17 protein-coding genes and 1 tRNA gene are annotated in these 17849 nt (G+C 69.9%); 8 read left to right on the top strand and 10 right to left on the bottom strand.

The genetic code is table 11. The features are described from left to right. Window positions 1–166 precede the first annotated feature (166 nt). From sepX to IE195_RS07350, 3 genes are all read left to right on the top strand, one after another. Entirely contained in the window at window positions 167–871 is a 705-nt protein-coding gene (gene sepX / locus IE195_RS07360; RefSeq protein WP_191268738.1) for a divisome protein SepX/GlpR, read from the top strand. A 71-nt stretch (window positions 872–942) separates the two neighbouring features. Beyond that, window positions 943–1016: transfer RNA gene (locus tag IE195_RS07355), tRNA-Ala, on the top strand. Between the two features lie 400 nt (window positions 1017–1416). Further along, window positions 1417–2034: a TetR/AcrR family transcriptional regulator gene (locus IE195_RS07350; RefSeq protein WP_191268736.1), complete on the top strand. Its 618-nt coding sequence runs from the start codon at window positions 1417–1419 to the stop codon at window positions 2032–2034. Window positions 2035–2079: 45 nt separating this feature from the next. Here IE195_RS07350 and IE195_RS07345 read toward each other — a convergent pair whose 3' ends face one another. Both IE195_RS07345 and IE195_RS07340 read right to left on the bottom strand, forming a co-directional pair. After that, window positions 2080–2802 carry a response regulator gene (locus tag IE195_RS07345; RefSeq protein WP_191268735.1) on the bottom strand — a complete coding sequence of 241 codons (723 nt, stop codon included), beginning with the start codon at window positions 2800–2802 and terminating at the stop codon, window positions 2080–2082. A 438-nt stretch (window positions 2803–3240) separates the two neighbouring features. Next, window positions 3241–3789 (bottom strand): hypothetical protein, encoded by a 549-nt coding sequence (locus IE195_RS07340; RefSeq protein ID WP_191268733.1) that lies wholly within the window; start codon window positions 3787–3789, stop codon window positions 3241–3243. Between the two features lie 914 nt (window positions 3790–4703). On the opposite strand from IE195_RS07340, the gene IE195_RS07335 reads away from it, so the two are divergent. After that, window positions 4704–5231: a hypothetical protein gene (locus IE195_RS07335; protein WP_229826108.1), complete on the top strand. Its 528-nt coding sequence runs from the start codon at window positions 4704–4706 to the stop codon at window positions 5229–5231. A gap of 43 nt (window positions 5232–5274) precedes the next feature. On the opposite strand, the gene IE195_RS07330 is transcribed toward IE195_RS07335, so the two are convergent. The 3 genes from IE195_RS07330 to IE195_RS07320 all read right to left on the bottom strand — a co-directional run bounded on the left by IE195_RS07330 (window position 5275) and on the right by IE195_RS07320 (window position 7928). Then, entirely contained in the window at window positions 5275–5583 is a 309-nt protein-coding gene (locus tag IE195_RS07330; RefSeq protein ID WP_191268731.1) for a sec-independent translocase, read from the bottom strand. Window positions 5584–5753: 170 nt separating this feature from the next. Further along, window positions 5754–5957: a cold-shock protein gene (locus tag IE195_RS07325; protein ID WP_017543917.1), complete on the bottom strand. Its 204-nt coding sequence runs from the start codon at window positions 5955–5957 to the stop codon at window positions 5754–5756. Window positions 5958–6290: 333 nt separating this feature from the next. Further along, on the bottom strand, window positions 6291–7928 hold the full coding sequence (locus tag IE195_RS07320) for a dolichyl-phosphate-mannose--protein mannosyltransferase (RefSeq protein ID WP_191268729.1): 1638 nt from the start codon (window positions 7926–7928) through the stop codon (window positions 6291–6293). Window positions 7929–8039: 111 nt separating this feature from the next. Here IE195_RS07320 and rsmI point away from each other — a divergent pair, with 111 nt between their 5' ends. Continuing rightward, entirely contained in the window at window positions 8040–8915 is an 876-nt protein-coding gene (gene rsmI, locus IE195_RS07315) for a 16S rRNA (cytidine(1402)-2'-O)-methyltransferase (protein ID WP_191268727.1), read from the top strand. 63 nt (window positions 8916–8978) lie between these two features. Then, complete coding sequence (locus IE195_RS07310; RefSeq protein ID WP_191268725.1) at window positions 8979–9641, top strand: AIM24 family protein; 663 nt, start codon at window positions 8979–8981, stop codon at window positions 9639–9641. Between the two features lie 141 nt (window positions 9642–9782). Here IE195_RS07310 and secD read toward each other — a convergent pair whose 3' ends face one another. Both secD and IE195_RS07300 read right to left on the bottom strand, forming a co-directional pair. After that, window positions 9783–12425: a protein translocase subunit SecD gene (secD, locus tag IE195_RS07305; RefSeq protein WP_191268722.1), complete on the bottom strand. Its 2643-nt coding sequence runs from the start codon at window positions 12423–12425 to the stop codon at window positions 9783–9785. A 120-nt stretch (window positions 12426–12545) separates the two neighbouring features. Continuing rightward, the gene (locus IE195_RS07300; protein WP_191268720.1) at window positions 12546–13007 is read right to left on the bottom strand and encodes a hypothetical protein; all 462 of its coding nucleotides are present in this window, start codon (window positions 13005–13007) and stop codon (window positions 12546–12548) included. 271 nt (window positions 13008–13278) lie between these two features. Here IE195_RS07300 and metG point away from each other — a divergent pair, with 271 nt between their 5' ends. Continuing rightward, entirely contained in the window at window positions 13279–15096 is a 1818-nt protein-coding gene (metG, locus tag IE195_RS07295; RefSeq protein ID WP_191268718.1) for a methionine--tRNA ligase, read from the top strand. Between the two features lie 66 nt (window positions 15097–15162). On the opposite strand, the gene IE195_RS07290 is transcribed toward metG, so the two are convergent. The 3 genes from IE195_RS07290 to IE195_RS07280 are packed head-to-tail and all read right to left on the bottom strand — an operon-like array spanning window position 15163 to window position 16762. After that, window positions 15163–16140 carry an NAD(P)-dependent alcohol dehydrogenase gene (locus tag IE195_RS07290; protein WP_191268716.1) on the bottom strand — a complete coding sequence of 326 codons (978 nt, stop codon included), beginning with the start codon at window positions 16138–16140 and terminating at the stop codon, window positions 15163–15165. 2 nt (window positions 16141–16142) lie between these two features. Continuing rightward, window positions 16143–16412: a hypothetical protein gene (locus tag IE195_RS07285; RefSeq protein WP_191268714.1), complete on the bottom strand. Its 270-nt coding sequence runs from the start codon at window positions 16410–16412 to the stop codon at window positions 16143–16145. After that, window positions 16412–16762, bottom strand: coding sequence for an ArsR/SmtB family transcription factor (locus IE195_RS07280; protein ID WP_191268712.1), 351 nt, complete (start codon window positions 16760–16762; stop codon window positions 16412–16414). Before IE195_RS07280 ends, IE195_RS07285 begins: the two co-directional genes overlap by 1 nt. Window positions 16763–16923: 161 nt before the next feature. Between IE195_RS07280 and IE195_RS07275 the strand changes: the two genes are divergently transcribed. Next, entirely contained in the window at window positions 16924–17847 is a 924-nt protein-coding gene (locus tag IE195_RS07275) for a TatD family hydrolase (protein ID WP_191268710.1), read from the top strand. Window positions 17848–17849: the final 2 nt, after the last annotated feature.

Here is a 17849-nt window from a genome sequence, read left to right as displayed (position 1 = left end):
GGGCAACGCGTGGATAAGGCACACGGAATCGTCCCGGTCCGAGGGGGCCGGGAACGATGTCCTTCCGGGAGACGTCTCTGCTCCCGGGAGGGCGACCAGTCACACGCGGCGCGGTGTCGACGAGGTGTCGATCAACGTTCAGTGGCCGTCATCGTGAGGAGGGGTGATGAGCAGCGCTCCTCTGTACCTGGCCATCGTGGTGGTCTGGCTCATCGTCCTCGTCCCGATGCTGCTGCGGAAGGACTCCGCGGAGACCGCCTACGACGACCTCCGCCGCGAGGACGAGGACGCCGGCGCCCCCGAGGCCGCCGAGGAGGTCGAGGAGGCCGAGCACGGCTCGGAGGGCCTCCCGGTCGACGAGGAGAGCCCGGACCTCACCGAGACCCGGGTCATGGCCCGGCCAGACCTCAGCGGCGAACACATGGCCGCCGAGGAGGCGCCGGAGCGAGAGCGGCGCCCCGCGGAGCCGAGGCCCCGGCCCCGCCCCGCGGGCGAGCCCAGGGCCCGTGTCATCGCCCGCCGACGACGCCGCACCAGTGTCCTCACCCTGCTGAACATCGCCACCGTCGTGGCTGTCGCCTTCGGTCTGGGGCCCTGGTGGGTGGTCGCACCGCCGGTTCTGCTGCTCACCGGGCACCTGGCCCTGCTCCGGGAGGCGGCCAAGGCCGACGCCGAACGCCGCGAGGCCCGGGTCAGGGCGCGCCGCCAGGCCGTCCTGCGGGCCCGGGCCCAGGCGGAGGAAGCCCGCGAGGCCGAGCAGGAGGCGGAGCGCGAGGCGGAACGGAAGGCCGAAGTCATCGCCCTCATCGAACGCCGGAGCCAGGTCTACGACCAGTACGCCGACGCCCGGCTGCGGGCCGCCGGAGACTGAACTGCCGGCCCGGGCGCACGGTGTGTGTTCGGACCACCCGAACTTTCCTGCTAGGCTTTGTCTCGTCTTCAGGGGCTATGGCGCAGTCCGGTAGCGCACCTCGTTCGCATCGAGGGGGTCTGGGGTTCAAATCCCCATAGCTCCACCGAAGATGGCGGCCCGTGTCGGTCGGTGAACACTGTTCACCCTCCGCGCGGGCCGCTTCTTTTCGTGTCGGGGCGGGGTGCCGGAGTCGCCGGGGCCCGGTTCCCGTCGGTCCCCGACCCTTCGGAGGGGCGTGGGGCGCGAAGAAGAGGAGGGCCCGATCCGCGCGGACCGGGCCCTTTCCCGTGCTCTGGCCGTGTCGGGCGGGTGCTGCTGTTCCCTGGTGCGGGCGGGGGTCGTCCGGACCGGAGCCTCGAGTCTCACCGGCGAAGCGTCTATCCCCTGTGGCGGGGCGGGCCGGTTCAGGGGAAGCCTACCCCCCGGCGCCGGGGCCGCCAAGGGCTCCGGGGCGGGGCAACCGTATCTCCACGGTGGAAACTTTCCAGGATATAGTTTCGGGTATGGCAGACGGATACCACCACGGGAACCTGCGGTCCGCCGTTCTGGAACGGGTCGCGGAGGTCATCGAACGGGAGGGACCCTACGCCTTCAGCCTGCGGTCGCTGGCGGCCGACCTCGGGGTGAGCCATACGGCCCCGAGGTACCACTTCGGCAGCCGGGAGGGTGTCCTCAACGCCCTGGCGACCGAGGGGTTCACCGAGTTGGCGCGCCGGCTGCGGGCCAACCGGGAGGCGGGCGGCGGATTCCTGGAATCCGGGGTCGAGTACGTCCGCTTCGCCACCGACCACCCGGCGCACTTCCAGGTGATGTTCGCGCCGACCCTGCTCGACGAGGACGACCCCGAACTGTCCGCAGCCCGGGCCGCGGCCTTCGGCGAACTGCGCGCCGGGGTGGAGTCCACGGCCTCGGAGGGCCGGCCGGTGGACGACGCGGCTGCCGGAGTGGTGGCCGGCTGGTCGATCGTGCACGGCATCGCCACCCTGGCGCTCACCGGGAACCTGGACAGCTCCGGGGTCCGGTCCCTGCTCGGGGACGCCGATCTGCTGACCATCACCCGACGCAGTGCCGGGCTCCTGTTCGGCCCCTCGGGCCCGCCGCCCGCGGCACCACGGGGGTGAACCCGCCCCCGTCGGCCTTCCCGCGCCTGCCGGGCGGCCCGGTGCTCAGGTGATGTACTCGGCACGGACGGCGTAGATGGCGGCCTCGGTCCGGGAGTGCACCTGGAGCTTCTCCAGGATGTTGCGGACGTGGTTCTTCACGGTGTTCTCGGTGATGAACAGCCGTTCCCCGATCTCCCGGTTGTTGAGGGAGCGGGCGAGCAGTTTCAGCACCTCGGTCTCGCGCGGGGTGAGTTCGGGGATCTCCGGTCGGCTGGGCGGGGAGCTCTCCTGTTTGGCCAGACCGGCGAACTCACCGATCAGCTTGGTCGCCATGGACGGGTTGATGAAGGACCGCCCCTGGGCGATGGAGCGGACGGCGCGCGCGATGTCGGTGACCGCGATCTCCTTGAGCAGGTATCCGGTGGCCCCGGCCTTGAGCGCCTCGAACAGGTCGGACTCCTCGTCGCTCATGGTCAGCATCACGAACTTGACCTCGGGGACCTTCGCGCGGATCCGGGGACAGGCCTCGATCCCGGTGGAGCCCGGCATCATCACGTCCATGAGGATCACGTCCGGGCGCAGCTCGGCGGCGAGGCGGACGGCCTCCTCCCCGTCTCCGGCCTCGTCGACCACGTCGATGTCCTCCTCCTCGTCCAGGACCGACACCAGGCCCCGGCGGAACAGGGCGTGGTCGTCGACGACGAGGACGCGGATCGAGGACGGCGGTGCGACGGGCTCCTCGGCCGTGTGGGGAAGCCGGACGGGCGAGGGGGGGTGGGGACTCACCAGAACTCCTTTTATGTATGAACCTAAATGTGTCCCATTCGAGGGCGCGCACCCGCCCTTTCCTGCTCCTGGCCAAAGAGGGGGATCTCGCGCACCGAAGCCTCGGTGTGGTTCGGGTTGCTGGAGGATTCGCAGGTCAGGGTGCCTGTGAGAGGGTGCGGGGGCAGCGGAAAGGAAAAGGCATGAAATGCTCCTGGTGGGGCGTCCGCCCATTCTCTCATGTGCTGGTCGGATTGTGTCGCGTGGTTGGAAATTGTCTGCGCTCCGGTTCGGCGTGATTCCGCGCGGAAGCCGGGCGGACGTACGGCGGGTCCGGTCACACCGTCGAGCCGCTGTCGCGACCCCGGGTGCGGCGCTGCAGGAGTAGGCCCACCAGGGAGACCGCCGTCGCGAGCAGCAGGGCCCACTCGAGCGCGGCGACCCACGACGGGACCAGGGTCAGCGGGAAGCCGTTCCCGCGCAGGTCACCTGCTGCGGAAAGGGCTCGTAGTGGAGGCGCGCCCGCTCGTTGAGGTACCTGGTGCCGAGCCCGCATCTGTTCGGGTCCATGAGGGTGGGGACGAAGGCCAGCAGGAGTACGCAGGCGTAGAGGCTCGCGAGCAGCGCGGGGAAGGCGGCGGCGAAGACGGGAAAGCGACCGTCGAAACCTTCGTGCGTCAGGCCGAGGAACTCCAGGGCGAACGCCGTCAGTGCGCAGACCACGACGAGGACCACGCAGGCCCACCACACGAACACCAGGGGTCCGGCGCTGGATACCGACTCCCCGCCGGGATAGACGCACGTGATGTCGGGCGGGTAGGAGCTCCGCTCCACCTCGTGCCATCCGCCCGGACCGACCATCCCGTGCGAACACCGCTCGTCCAGTTCACCGACCCCGGTGGCCAGCCCGGCCGCGATCCAGACGCCGACCAGGGTGACCAGGAGGACGACGGTGGCGAACCAGGAGCGGTTCGCGGCACGGCGGAGGGTCTTCTGCGGTGTCTGCACGGTGGAGGGGCCTACTGGGCCGGATCAGGACCGCTGGGCGCCCGGGGGCGGCACGCGGTGAATGGCACGGGTCGAAGGGCCGTGCTGAATACGCCTTTTAGTTCATGACCGAAACCTCCCCCTTTGGGTGGGTGAGGCCGATGCCCCCGAAGGAACCCGGTTTCCCTTCGGGCACCCAGGGTGATCGTCCTTCTTCTGGTGATAAGCCGGAGAAGGTATGTTCTGTGGTGTTTCCTTCCTTGATGTCCCTCGTGGTCTACTCGTCATGACGTCGAAATACGTGCCGCCGTCATCGGCGCCCCGCAGTCCGAGTCGCCTCCCCGTGCGTTGGGCCACAATGGCCCCATTCTCACTCTCCGTTATGTCGGGGTTCCAGGATTTTGCTCCTCGGAGGTCTTGTTTTTGCAGGTCATCGGGGAGGGGGTGTTTGGTGCATGACAATGGAAACTCGCCTGAACTGCGAAGACAGTGAGTTCCGCGGCCTTTCGCGGTGCACTGCTGCACCCTTTGGTCGAGACACGCCCATCGAATGGCGAATATTCATCGGCAGGCCTTGTGGAGCGTCCCGGGATAGGACATCTTGGTTGCGGGATGGGCCAGAGACCGCAAGAAAGGTGGATGCCATGACCATGCACGCGAAGGCCACGCGCAGGAACAACGGCTGGAGCTGGTGGTAGACATCAGCGCGCGCTGACCGTTCTTCCGAGAACTCAGGCGATCAGGAGGGCCCGTCCGACATCGTCGGCGGGCCCTTCGGCGGGTCCGCGCCAGCCCCGAGGTGCGGGGACTTCCGCGGGACAGGACACCCCGTCCCCGTCTCGGGATTTGACCGGTGGCCACACCGGGTAAGAGGCCGTTACGCAGCGGGCCGACACAGGCCGGGACCGATCCAACCGTGAAGGGGCGCACCCCCCGTGTCCGACTCCCCCCAGCACCCAGGCGGATACCACCAGCCCGAGGAACCGGAGGGCGGATACGAACGCCCGCCGACGCCTGAACCGGGACCGGTGGTCCGGCCGTCCGGGCGCGCCCCGGAACCGGAGGGTCGCCAGCCGGTGGCCGCCGAACGCTTCCGGCGTACCACCAGAGCCAGGAGCAAGGTCATCCCGGCGGAGCGCAGCAGGGGTTTCTGGCGCCTGGGCACGGCGACCGTCTTCTACGTCGTGGTCATCGGGGGCATGGCCGACTACGTCGAACCGGACGTACGCATCCTGGCCCACCTGGCGTTCTGGGTGATGATCGGACTGGGGTTCCTGGTCGCGCTGGCACGCGAACGCCGCCACGACTGGGCTCCCCGGCCCCGGTGGCCCTGGCTCGCCGCCGCACTGGGCGGTGCGGTGACGGCGGAACTGCTCATCCTGGCGCTGGGCTCGCCCACGATCATCATCGCGGGCGCGGTCCTGTTCGGACTGGGGGCGTTCTTCCTGATGCTGGTCGGCTGAGGCTGCGCCGACCGGCATCCGGCCGGCGCCCTGCCGGAAACGCCTAGGTCGCCTCGCTGTCGAAGGGCGGGCGCTTGCCGTTCAGGCGGGAGACGGGCTTGCGCTCCGACTCCTCGTCCTCCCAGAAGTGCTTCTGGATGAAGCGCTTGGGGTTGAGGTCCTGTACGTCGAAGTCCTTGTACTCCGGGCCGAGCCCCTCCTTGATGTCGCTGGAGGCGGAGTTGGCCATCGTGCGGAGCTGTCGCAGGACGCGACCGACCTGCTGCGCGGCCTTGGGAAGCTGGTCGGGGCCGAAGATCAACAGAGCGAGCAGAAGAAGGAGGACGAACTCCCCTCCACTGATGCCGAACATGTTCCATCCTCGCTCTTGGGGTACCGACCGGCTTCAAGCAGGTTAACCGGTATCGCCGGTCTTGGGTAACAGTGCCCTGTCCGTGCGAACCCCTGCCGCGGCGCTCCCCCCGTACACGAACCAGCCCCCCGCTCGGGGAGCGGAGGGCTGGGGAAACGCACGTGTGACGGTCAGACCGCGCGAACGTCCGCCGCCTGCGGGCCCTTGGGGCCCTGGATGATGTCGAACTCGACCTTCTGGTCCTCTTCCAGGTTCCGGAAGCCGGTACCCGCGATCGCCGAGTAGTGCACGAACACGTCGGGCTGACCACCCTCGACGGCGATGAACCCGAAACCCTTCTCAGAGTTGAACCACTTCACGGTGCCCTGAGCCATGTGCTCTCCCTTGGGGACTACGACGGGACCGCACCCTGCTGGTCCCGGGTCGCCGGGCGCCAGACCGACGAAGGGTAATCCCGGATCGACAAGCGCCCACGTGAAGTTCCGCGAGGCGCCTGGGGCATCCATGGAAACTACAACAGCAACCAGTTGCAGACAGTACCAGGGGAGTGGCTTCCTGCCGAGACTTTTCCGGCAGGAATCCGAGCTTTCAAAGTGTCCTGTTTCGGCTACTCGAAACTGTTGCTTTCCAGCCCTTCTGCCACTAATAGCGATGTGTTCCGGGGAACGGTTTCGACCCTTGCTCCAGCCCTTCCCTCACTCAGGGTGTCAGGAGGCGTCCCTCCCATAGATCCACACGTCGAACCAGAGCCGGTCCCGCCAGCTCTCCTCCGGCACCGGATAGGCCGAGAGCACCGGGTAGAGATAGGCGAAGTGGGCGATGACCAACAGGAGCACCACGCCGAAGACCACCCCGCCCAGGGCCCGCAGGTAGGGCGCGAAACGGGGGCTGTCCTCCCCGGCGCCCATCAGCAGGCCCAGCATCAGCACCACGGCCAGCACCAGGAAGGGCAGGAACGGCAGCGCGTAGAAGAGGAACATCGGCCGATCGGGGTAGGCGAACCAGGGCAGCCATCCGGCCGCGACCGCGAGCAGGACCGCACCCGCGCGCCAGTCCCGGAAGGTGACCCACCAGCCGAACATCACGACCAGCGCGATGATGCCGACCCACCACACCACCGGGGTGCCGATGGAGACCACCGAGGTCACGCAGTCGCCGGAATCGCACCCCACGGCCTGGCCCTGGTAGTGGAACATCACCGGCGTCCGCATCACCAGCCACTCCCACGGGGCCGAGATGTAGGAGTGGTCGCTGCTCAGGTTGGAGTGGAAGTCCATCATCCGGCCGTGGTAGTCGACCAGGCTCCACAGGGCCCTGGCCGGTTCACCCAGGAAGTCCGGCACCCACCCCGGCACCAGGCCGTCCGCGAAGTCGCGGTTGTAGCCCCCGCGGGTGAACAGCCAGCCCGACCACGAGACCAGGTAGACGACCCCCGCGACCACCACGGTCTGGAAGAACGCCGGAACGGCGTCGAAGCCGAACCAGCGGCCCACCGGACGCTGCTGCCCGACGCTGCGCCGGGCTCCGTAGTCCCAGGCGACGGTGAGCAGCCCGAAGGCGGCCACGAAGAACAGCGCCGACCACTTGGTGCCGATCGCCAGCCCGAAGCACAGCCCCGCCGCCAGGCGCCACCAGCGCATCCCGAGCCAGCCCGCGGCGGCCAGGTCGGTCCCGGCCTCGCCGAGCCTGGCCAGCCGTTCCCGTGTCCTGTCGCGGTCGATCACCAGACAGGTGAACCCGGCCAGGATCCACAGGGTGAGGAAGATGTCCACCATGGCGATACGGCTGAGCGTGAAGTGCAGGCCGTCCAGCGCCAGGACGAGACCGGCCGTGCAGCCGAGCAGCAGCGAGCGGGTCATGCGGGTGGCCAGCCGGACGAGGATGAGAACGGAGATCATCCCGGCCAGCGCGGAGGCCGTCCGCCAGCCCTCGGGGGTCACGGACGCACCGAACGGCATGACCGAGTACAGCCAGTCGCCGAGCGCGATCATCCACTTCCCGACCGGCGGGTGCACGATGAAGTCGCCGCCGCCGTCCCAGATGTTCGGGTCGCCCTGGGCGAGCAGGGCGTCGGAGTCCTCCAACGTGTCGTGCTCGTAGCCGAACTGCCAGAGCGCGTAGGCGTCCGTGGCGTAGTAGGTCTCGTCGAAGTAGATGCGGTCGGGTTCGCCGAGGTTGAAGAACCTCAGGGCGCCGGCGAACAGGGCGACGACCGAGGCCCCCAGCCAGCCGAGCCACCAGGGGCCGGGCATGCGGGGAACGAAGCGGGAGCGGACGCTGGACGGTTGGGCCTGGCCCGGGGGGTTCGAGGGCTCTGCCTCGCTGTGAAGTGCGGTGCTGGTCATCTCGGCTCGTAGGTTGGGGTCAGAGATGGAGGTCCGTTGCGGACGGGCCGCGAAACCGGGTTTCGGGTGGCGTGATAGTGCCAACCGTAGCGCGACAGGACGGGGAGAACAGTGGTTGAGGATGTCGGTGGAACGCGGGACTCCGGAAGGCTCGTCCTGGCCGGGTTGCCCATCGGAAACGTGGAGGACGCACCGCCCCGGCTGCTGCACGCCCTGGAGGGCGCACGGGTGATCGCGGCGGAGGACACCCGGCGGCTGAAGCAGTTCGCCTCCCGCGCGGGCATCCGGTTGGGCGGTGATTCCGGGGCCCGCGTCGTCTCCTACTACGACGCGAACGAGAGCCGCCGTAGCGAGGAACTCCTCACCGACCTCAGGAGGGGGGAGGAGGTCCTGGTCGTCACCGACGCCGGGATGCCCGGGGTCTCCGATCCCGGATACCGGCTGGCCGCGGCCTGTGCCGACGAAGGCATCCCCGTCACCGCGATCCCGGGGCCGTCGGCGGTGACCACCGCCCTGGTGGTGTCCGGACTGCCCACCGACCGATTCTGCTTCGAGGGCTTCCCGCCGCGCAAGGGCCTCAAGGGGTACCTGGCCGAAATCGCGGGGGAACGCCGCACCATGGTCTTCTTCGAGAGTCCGCACCGGATCGCCGCCACCCTGGAGGCGATGGCCGACGCCTTCGGCTCGGATCGCCGCGCCGCGGTGTGCCGTGAGCTCACCAAGACCTACGAGCAGGTGCGCAGGGGCGGTCTCGAAGAGCTCGCGCGGTGGGCCGCGGACGGGGTGCGCGGTGAGATCTCGGTGGTCGTGGCGGGGGCCCGGCCCAGGGCGGAGCTCACCGGCGACGACGAACTGATCGCGGCGGTGGCCGAGCTGGAGGACGAGGGCGTGCGCCGCAAGGAGGCGATCGGCAGGGTCGCGAAGGAGACGGGTGTGCCCAAGCGCCGGGTGTACGACCTCGTGCACGGGGTGGTCGCGGCCGAGTAGGCGGAACCTTTTCCGGCGCGCGGCGTCGAACAGGGAGACCGTGAACGAAGGAGAAGGCCCCGCATGCGCAGTGAACTCTTCCAGGAAGCACAGGAGACCCAGCGGTTGGGTATGCACCGGCAGAACCGGAAGATGCTGAGAGTCGGACTGAACGGTGAGTTCTACGCCCGCCGCGGGTCCATGTCCGCCTACCAGGGGAGCGTCGACTTCTCCTTCCAGGGAGCCGGAAGCGTCGGCCGGTTCTTCAAGAAGACCTTCACCGGCGAGGGCCTACCGCTGATGCGCGTTTCGGGGCAGGGCGACGTGTTCCTGGCCCACAACGCCTGGGACGTCCACCTGGTCGACCTGGAGAGCGACTCCCTCACCGTCAACGGGGACAACGTCCTCGCCTTCGAGTCGACGCTGGAGTGGGACATCCGCCGGGTCCAGGGCTTCGGCGGCATGGTCTCGGGAGGGCTGTTCAACACCGTCTTCACCGGGCAGGGCCGGGTGGCGATCGTCTGCAACGGGGCGCCGGTGCTCCTCAACGTCGACCAGCCGACCTTCGTGGACACCAAGTCCGCCGTCGCCTGGAGCAGTTCCCTCTCGGCGGGCATCCGCAGCACGGTCAAGGCCGGTGCCGTCATCGGCCGCGGCAGCGGTGAGGCCTTCCAGCTGGCGCTGGAGGGGCAGGGGTTCGTGCTCGTCCAGCCCTCGGAGGGGGCGCCGGCGGCCCACAGCGGCTGAGCCGGTCCGGTACCCGGACAACCACCCGGACGACGGGGAGGGCCCCGGCCCGCGCGTACCGCGCGGACCGGGGCCCTCCTCCGTTCCCGCCGATCTCAGCCGACGGGGGTGTTCCCGAGGGGCACCACCCCTAGGCCACGGCTAGACCACGGCCCCGTCGTCGGCGTCGCGGGCGGCCTTGGCGGCCACTTTCTGCTTGGCCTTGCGCTCCTTGAGCACGTGCGGGGCGGCCGTCCTGTCCCACCTCTGCAACCAGATGGCCAGCGGCACCGCCACGAAGACGGTGGAGACCACACCGGTGGTCAGACCGACCAGCATCGCGATCGAGAAGTCCTGGAGCGAGGCCCCGCCGAGGAAGGTGAGGAAGCTCAGGATGATCAACGCGCCGACGGTCGTGTTGACCGTACGCGGCAGGGTGTTGATCACGGCCCGGTTGGCGATCTCCTTGAACGAGGACTTGTCGTCCCTCGCCCACTCGTCCCGGACCCGGTCGAACACCACCACCGTGTCGTTGACGGTGAAACCGATGACACTCAGGATCGCGGCGAGGAAGACACCGTCGATGGGCTTGCCCAACCAGATGAAGAGCCCGATGACCAGCACCATGTTGAAGGCCAGCGACAGCATCGTGGAGAGGCCGAAGGACCAGCGGAAACGCCAGGCCAGGTAGACCATCTGCAGGGCCAGGGCCGCACCGAGCGCGATCAGCGCCCGGTTGCGCAGCTCGTCGCCCATGCTCGGGCCGATCAGCTCGTCACTGACCAGCTCCACACCGCCGGTCGCCTCGTCCAGGGACTCGGCGACGGCCGCCGCGTCGGGGTCGGAGATGTTGCCGGTACGCACGGAGATGTCGCCGTCACCGGACTCCTGCACCACCGCGGTGTCCGCGCCGGGGAAGTCCAGCGTTCCGATGACGTCCCGGGCCTCGTCCACGGAGAGGTCCTGCTCCCCGGTGATCTCGTACTCCAGGACACGGCCGCCGGTGAACTCCACGCCCCAGTTGGGCGTGCGGACCATCGGGGCGGCGATCGCGGCGACCACGACCAGGGCCGCGACGATGAGACCGACCCGACGGAAGTCCATGAGCTGCGGGTTCTTCTCGACCAGCCAGGCGCGGACCCGGCCGACCCCGTTGAGGCCGGTGATCGCCGGGTGCTTCTTGACGACCGAGCGGCGCACGGCCCACTCGACGAACACGCGCGCGATGAGGAGCGCGGAGATCATCGAGGCGATGGTGCCGATGCTCAGCGTGACACCGAAGCCCTGCACGGTGCCGGAGGCGAAGAAGAACAGCAGACCCGCGGCGAGGAGCGTGGTGACGTTGGTGTCCAGGACCGCGCTCCAGGCCTTCTGCGTGCCCTGCACGAAGGCCTTCTCCAGGCTCGGCGGGACCGCCCGGCGACGGCGGCGCGCCAGCGCCCCGGTCTCGGCCTGGGCCTCGGTGGCGTCCTTCATCCCCGCGGACTTGTTCGCCTTGTACGTCTTCTGCTGGCGCTGGTACTCCTCACGCGCGCGCTCGAAGATCAGCACGTTGGCGTCGATGGCCATACCGATCGCCAGCACGAAGCCCGCCAGGCCCGGCAGGGTGAGCGTCGCCCCCAGGGCGACCAGCGCCCCGTAGGCGATCAGGGTGTACACGCCCAGGGCGATCGACGCCAGGAACCCGGCGAGCCGGTAGACCAGCGTGATGTACAGGGCGGTGAAGGCGATACCCAGGATCGCGGCGATGGCGCTGGCCTCGATGGCGGCGGCGCCCAGGGTCGGGCCGACCGTCTGGCGCTGGACCTCGGTGACCGGCAGCGGCAGCGAGCCGCCCTCGATCAGCACGGCGAGCTCGTTGGCGCTCTCGCTGGTGAAGTCCTGGCCGCTGATGGTGGTCTGGCCGCCGGCCATGCCCACCTCACAGGCGGTTTCGGCGGTCACCTGCGGGGCGGAGATGATCTGGTCGTCCAGAACGATCGCCACGCGGCGCCGGGGGTCGCCCTCCTGGTAGCAGGCCGCCTGACCGGTCAGCTCCTGCCACTGGTCGCGGCCCTCGCCGCGGAAGCTGACGTTGACGACCCATCCGGCACCGGTCGCGCTGTCGAGCGCGGCGTCGGCGCTGGAGACGCGGTCCCCCTGGATGAAGGTCTCACCCAGCTGGAGCATGGTGCCGTCCTGGTCGGGCAGGGTGACCGCCACGTCCTCGGGGTTCTCCGCCGAGGGGCCGGCCGGGGCCTGCGGCGCACCGCCCTGGCCGCCCATGCCGTTGAGGAGTTCCTCCATCTCCTCCTGGGACATCTCGGGGGCCTCCCCGCCCTCGGCGGGCGCCTCCTCGTCGGCACCGTCGGAGGGGGCGCGGGCCTCGTCCGCGGGCGCGTTCGCGAAGTCGCCGCCGGGGGCCTGCGGCATGCCGCCCTGGCCCGACTGGCTGGCCACACCGAGAACGGGGTGGAAGGACAGCTGGGCGGTCTGGCCGACGATCTCCGCGGCCTCCGCCGGGTCCTGCACGCCGGGGAGCTCGACGATGATCCGGTTCTCACCGGAACGCGACAGGGTCGACTCGGCCACGCCCAGGCGGTCGATGCGCTGGCGCAGCACCTCGACGACCTTGTCGGTGTTCTCCGAGGTGGCCTCGGTGCCGTCGGCTCCGTCCTGTGTCTCCAGGACGATCTGGGTGCCGCCGCTGAGGTCGAGCCCCAGCCGCGGCGGGATGAACCAGGCCGCGCCGAACGCGACGAGGATGACGAGAAGAGCGATGAGTGCGCGTGTCCAGCGCACTCCCGCTCCCGTTTGACTGGACAAGGGGTGAACCTCTCACTGCGGATGGTGGGTACCGGTCACGTGCCCGTTCGGTCCGGGCGGGGGTGCCTGAGGGCCGGTCCCGACGCCGCCGGGGCGCGCGGGAACGACCGACCGGGGTGGTCAGACGATGGTGTGCGAGGTGAGAGGCGGCCCCCGGGTGGGCGGCAGCCCCTCCGCGTCGACCTGTTCCGGGACGGGGTCGTGGTGCGGCAGGGGCAGCGGCCACCACGGTTGGTCCCACACCGCCAGGCGCAGGGCGCACGCGGGGACGGCGTCGGGCAGGTCCCGTAGCACCGAGCGCTGGTCGCAGGTGGAGGCGGGCGGCCCGAGAGCGACCGTCTGGGGGCCGTGGTACGGGCGTGCCTCCTCGGCCGCCTCGTGGGCGGCGCCGTCGGGTCCGCCGTCGGAACCGACCGCGGTGACGCCGACCGCGCCGTGCGCGGGCAGGGCCATGGTGTCCTGTTCCCCGGCCAGGCCGGAGGCCACCGGGAAGGACAGGATGACCAGCAGGACCACGCTGGTGATCAGCGATCCGGTCCGCAGGGCAGGACGGGGTACGGCACGGGTAACCGTGGTGACCACCGCCTCAGGGCCGGATCGGAAGGGTCGTGCTGGCTCCGGCCGGTGCCCGCTGGCACACGGCCTCGTTCAGCAGAGCATAAGGGCACCCACCCCTCCCGGGGAATCGTGCGGTCGGCCCTGTGGACGACCCTGCTTCCTCCGGGCGAAGGAGCCGGTCCGGTCAGCGGCGGACCGCCGCGACCGCACAACGAGTGGATCTCGGAGGCCGCCCCGACCCGTGGCGGGGGTGAACGGGTGCCGGGCCACCCCGGGCCACCTTTAGTCTTGAGTCATGTCGTCGAATCGCCACATCCTGACCGCGGTCGCCTGGCCCTACGCCAACGGCCCGCGCCACATCGGCCACGTCTCCGGTTTCGGAGTCCCCTCGGACGTCTTCTCGCGCTTCCAGCGAATGTCGGGGAACAACGTGCTGATGGTCAGCGGCACCGACGAACACGGCACCCCGATCCAGGTGCTGGCCGACCAGGAGGGCGTGAGCGCCCGGGAGCTGGCCGACCGCTACAACCGGATCATCGCCGAGGACCTGGTCGCCCTCGGACTGTCCTACGACCTGTTCACCCGGACCACCACCGGCAACCACTACTCCGTCGTCCGGGAGCTGTTCAGCACGCTCTACGACAACGGCTACGTCTTCACGCGCACCACCAAGGGCGCGAGGTCCCCGTCCACCGGCCGCACCCTGCCGGACCGCTACATCGAGGGCACCTGTCCCATCTGCGGTTACGACGGCGCCCGCGGCGACCAGTGCGACAACTGCGGTAACCAGCTCGACCCGATCGACCTGCTCTCGCCCCGCTCGCGGATCAACGGCGAGACGCCGGAGTTCGTGGACACCGAGCACTTCATGCTCGACCTGCCCGCCTTCGCCGAGGTCCTCACCGAGTGGCTCAGCGGCAAGGAGGGCGACTGGCGCCCCAACGTCCTCAAGTTCTCCCTGAACCTGGTGGAGGACCTCCAGCCGCGCGCGGTCACCCGCGACCTCAACTGGGGCGTGCCGATCCCGCTGGAGGGCTGGAGCGACAACGCCACCAAGCGCATCTACGTGTGGTTCGACGCGGTGATCGGCTACCTGTCCGCGTCCATCGAGTGGGCCCGGCGCATCGGTGAGCCCGAGGCCTGGCGGCGCTGGTGGCAGGGCGGGGAGACCGAGTCCTTCTACTTCATGGGCAAGGACAACATCGTCTTCCACTCGGTCATCTGGCCCTCGATCCTGCTCGGAGCGAGCGGCGGGGGGGACCGGGGCGGGGAGGCCGGGCCGCTCGGCGAGCTGAACGTGCCCACCGAGGTGGTCTCCAGCGAGTTCCTCACCATGGAGGGGCAGAAGTTCTCCTCCTCGCGCCGCGTGGTGATCTACGTGCGCGACTTCCTGGAGCGCTACTCGGCGGACGCGCTGCGGTACTACATCATGGCCGCGGGCCCGGAGAACCAGGACACCGACTTCACCTGGGCCGAGTTCGTCCGGCGCAACAACGACGAGCTGGTGGCGGCCTGGGGCAACCTGGTCAACCGCTCCGTCTCCATGGCGGCCAAGAACCTCGGCGAGATCCCCGCCGCCGGTGAGCTGACCGAGGAGGACCGCAGGGTGCTGGACGCCTCGCGGGCGGCCTTCGCCACCGTCGGCGCCCGGTTGGAGAGGTCGCAGTTCAAGGCGGCTCTCCAGGAGGCCATGCGCACGGTCGCCGAGGCCAACAAGTACATCTCCGACCAGGCTCCGTGGGCGCTCAAGAAGACCGACCCGGAGCGGATGGCGACCGTCCTGCACGTGTCCCTCCAGCTGGTCAGCGACGCCAACACCCTGCTGACGCCGTTCCTGCCGGAGGCGGCCAACAAGGTGTACGCGATGCTCGGCGGGACCGGTACCTGGACGGGCATGCCCCGCATCGAGTCCGGCCACGACACCATCGGCGACTCCGGGGAGAAGGTGGACTACCCGGTCATCACCGGTGACTACGCCGACAACGCCGCGCGCTGGGAGTCGGCCCCGATCGTTCCGGGAACGCCGCTGAGCCGCCCGCAGCCGCTGTTCACCAAGCTCGACCCGTCCGTGGTGGACGAGGAGCTGGCCCGCCTGGCCGGCCCCGCGGAGTAGGCCCGACAGCACGCGGGGGCCGCACCGGCAGACACGTCCGGCGCGGCCCCCGTGTGTTCGGCCGGCTCAGTCGTCCCCGGACATCCGCAGGACGACGGCCCCTCTCTTGTGCCCGGTGCCGACGTGCCTGTGCGCCTCGACCGCCTGGTCGAGCGGGTATTCCCGGTCCGTGACGGCTCGGAGCGCCCCGGCTTCGGCGAGCTCCCTGATCAGCACGAGGTCCCTGGCCTTGTCGCTCGCCGGCCTCAGTCCGGTGAGCGCGATGCCGGCTCTCCTGCGGCCGAGTCTCGTCCACACCGTCTGCCCCATGATCGCCATGCTGGAGACGGTGGTGAGGTAGCGCCCGCCGGTCCTGAGCGCACCGCGGCAGCGCCCGAACGAGCTCTTGCCGACCGCGTCGAAGATGACGTCGTAGGCCCCGCGGGCCCCGGTGAAGTCCTCGACGGTGTAGTCGATCGCCCGGTCGGCCCCCAGGGAACGGACCAGGTCGAGATTGGCGCCGCTGCACACCGCGGTGACCTCGGCCCCCGTGTGCGCGGCCAGTTGGACGGCCGCGCTGCCGATACTGCCCGAGGCACCGTTGACGAGGATCGACTGACCGGACTCCAACCGGGCCGCGTCGCGGAGGAAGGGCAGCGCGGTCATCGCCCCCTCGGTCACGGCGACGGCCTCGCCGTGGGTCAGGTCGGCGGACTTCGCCGCCACCGGCGAGTCCTGGGAGACGCAGACGTACTCGGCGTGGGTGCCGAAGCTTCCGCTGAGCGCGACGACCTCGTCACCTGGTGCGAAGCCGCGTACGTTCTCGCCGACGGCCTCGATCCGCCCCGCGCAGTCCGCGCCGAGTACGGGGTACTTCGGCCGGATCGGCCCGAAGGCCAGCCTCGCGGGCAGGGGTTCACCCTGACGGGCGGCGCAGTCCACGGCGGTGACCGTCGCCGCGTGGACCCGGATGAGCAACCCGTCGGCCTCGGGCACGGGCACGGGGACCTCCGCCACGCTCAGCACGTCGGGAGGGCCGAAGGCACGGTGGACGACCGCTCTCATGACTACTCCACCGTCCGGAGGATCTTCTCGATGGAGGTGGCGCGCGAGCGCAGTTCCGCGACGTCGTTGGCCGTGCGCTGCTGTGCGTCGAGGCTGTTCTCGGCCAGCTGCTCGTACCGGTGGACGAGCTGCCGGAGGTCGTCGCGCTGGGCCGCCTCCAGTTTGGTCTTGCGGATGTCGATGAACGCGGCCATCGCGCCGCCGATCAGGATCGTCGCCATGATCAGTACGCCGAACCCGAGGATGGCGCCCGGCCAGGTCGTGAGGTCCATCAGGACTGCTCCTTGGTGTGGGGACCCTTGCCCGGGTCCGGTGCGGTGAGGGTGGCGGCTGCTTCGGCGAGGGCCGACGGTGAAAGGCGCACGTCGAAGTCGGTGACCTCGTAGTACTTCATGGCCTTCCCGTCGTCGGAGAGCTCCAGGGTTCCGACGATCAGCCCCGCCGCCTCCAGGCGTTGCAGGTGCATGTGAAGGAGGGGGCGGCTGATGCCGATCTCGCGGGCGAGGCCGCTCACGTAGTTCCGGCGGGCGGCCAATGACGCGATGACGCGCAGCCGTAGCGGATTGGACAGCGCCGCCAGCATGCCGACCAGTTCGTCGCCGGTCGGCGGTGATGCTGTCATCACTCTCCTTCACCTGAAAGGTTTCTCTTACATATGAAAGTAACAGGCTCCTTCTGGGGTGGCAAGGCCCTCCCCGGCACCCGCACCTCCTCCCTGGCCGACCCGGGTGCCCGGCCCGCCTAGAATCACCACGGCGACGCACACGACGACGGGGGCAAGACATGGGTAAGCGCAGTGGCAGGGCGGTCAGGGAGCGCAACGCGCAGACGCCGCCCCCGGCACCCGGGGCCCTGCGCGTCGCGGTGGCCGACAGCCACACCCACATGGACATGCAGACCCCTGACGTCGAGGAGATCATCGCCGCCGCGGAGGGCGTCGGGGTGACCCCGCTCGTGCAGGTGGGCGTCGACCTGCCCTCCTCGCGCTGGGCGGCCGAGGTCGCGGCGGCCCACCCGGGGAAGGTGTGGGCCGCGGTGGCCCTGCACCCCAACGAGGCACCGCGCGTGGTGCACGGTGACGGCGCCGAGGGTGTGGAGGCAGACGACACCGACTGGACGGAGAAGGCCCGTCCGGCGGGCGGGATCGAGGCCCTGGAGGCCGAACTCGCCGAGATCGACGAGCTGGCCGCCCTGCCCCAGGTGGTGGCGGTCGGCGAGACCGGCATGGACACCTTCCGCACCGGGCCCGAGGGCGCCCGCGCGCAGGAGGAGTCCTTCCGCCGCCACATCGCCATCGCCAAGCGCCACGGCAAGGCGCTCATGATCCACGACCGTGAGGCCCACGAGGACGTGCTGCGGGTCCTGGCGGAGGAGGGCGCGCCGGAACGCGTGGTCTTCCACTGCTTCTCCGGTGACGCCGACATGGCCCGGGTGTGCGCGAAGCACGGCTACTTCATGAGCTTCGCGGGCAACGTCACCTTCGCCAGCGCCGAACCCCTGCGCGAGGCGGCCAAGGTGGCCCCGCCGGAGCTGGTCCTGGTGGAGACCGACGCCCCCTTCCTCACCCCCAAGCCCTACCGGGGCCGCCCCAACGCCCCGTACCTGGTCCCGCTGACGCTGCGCGTGCTGGCCGAGACCAAGGGGATGGGCGAGGAGGAACTCGCCGGGGTCGTCGCGGACAACGCCCGGAGGGCCTTCGGGTTCTGACC

The organism is Nocardiopsis terrae (assembly GCF_014651695.1).
GTDB lineage: Bacteria > Actinomycetota > Actinomycetes > Streptosporangiales > Streptosporangiaceae > Nocardiopsis > Nocardiopsis terrae.
The sequence above is the reverse complement of the archived record's forward strand: the minus strand, read 5'-3'. Positions and strand labels throughout refer to the sequence as shown.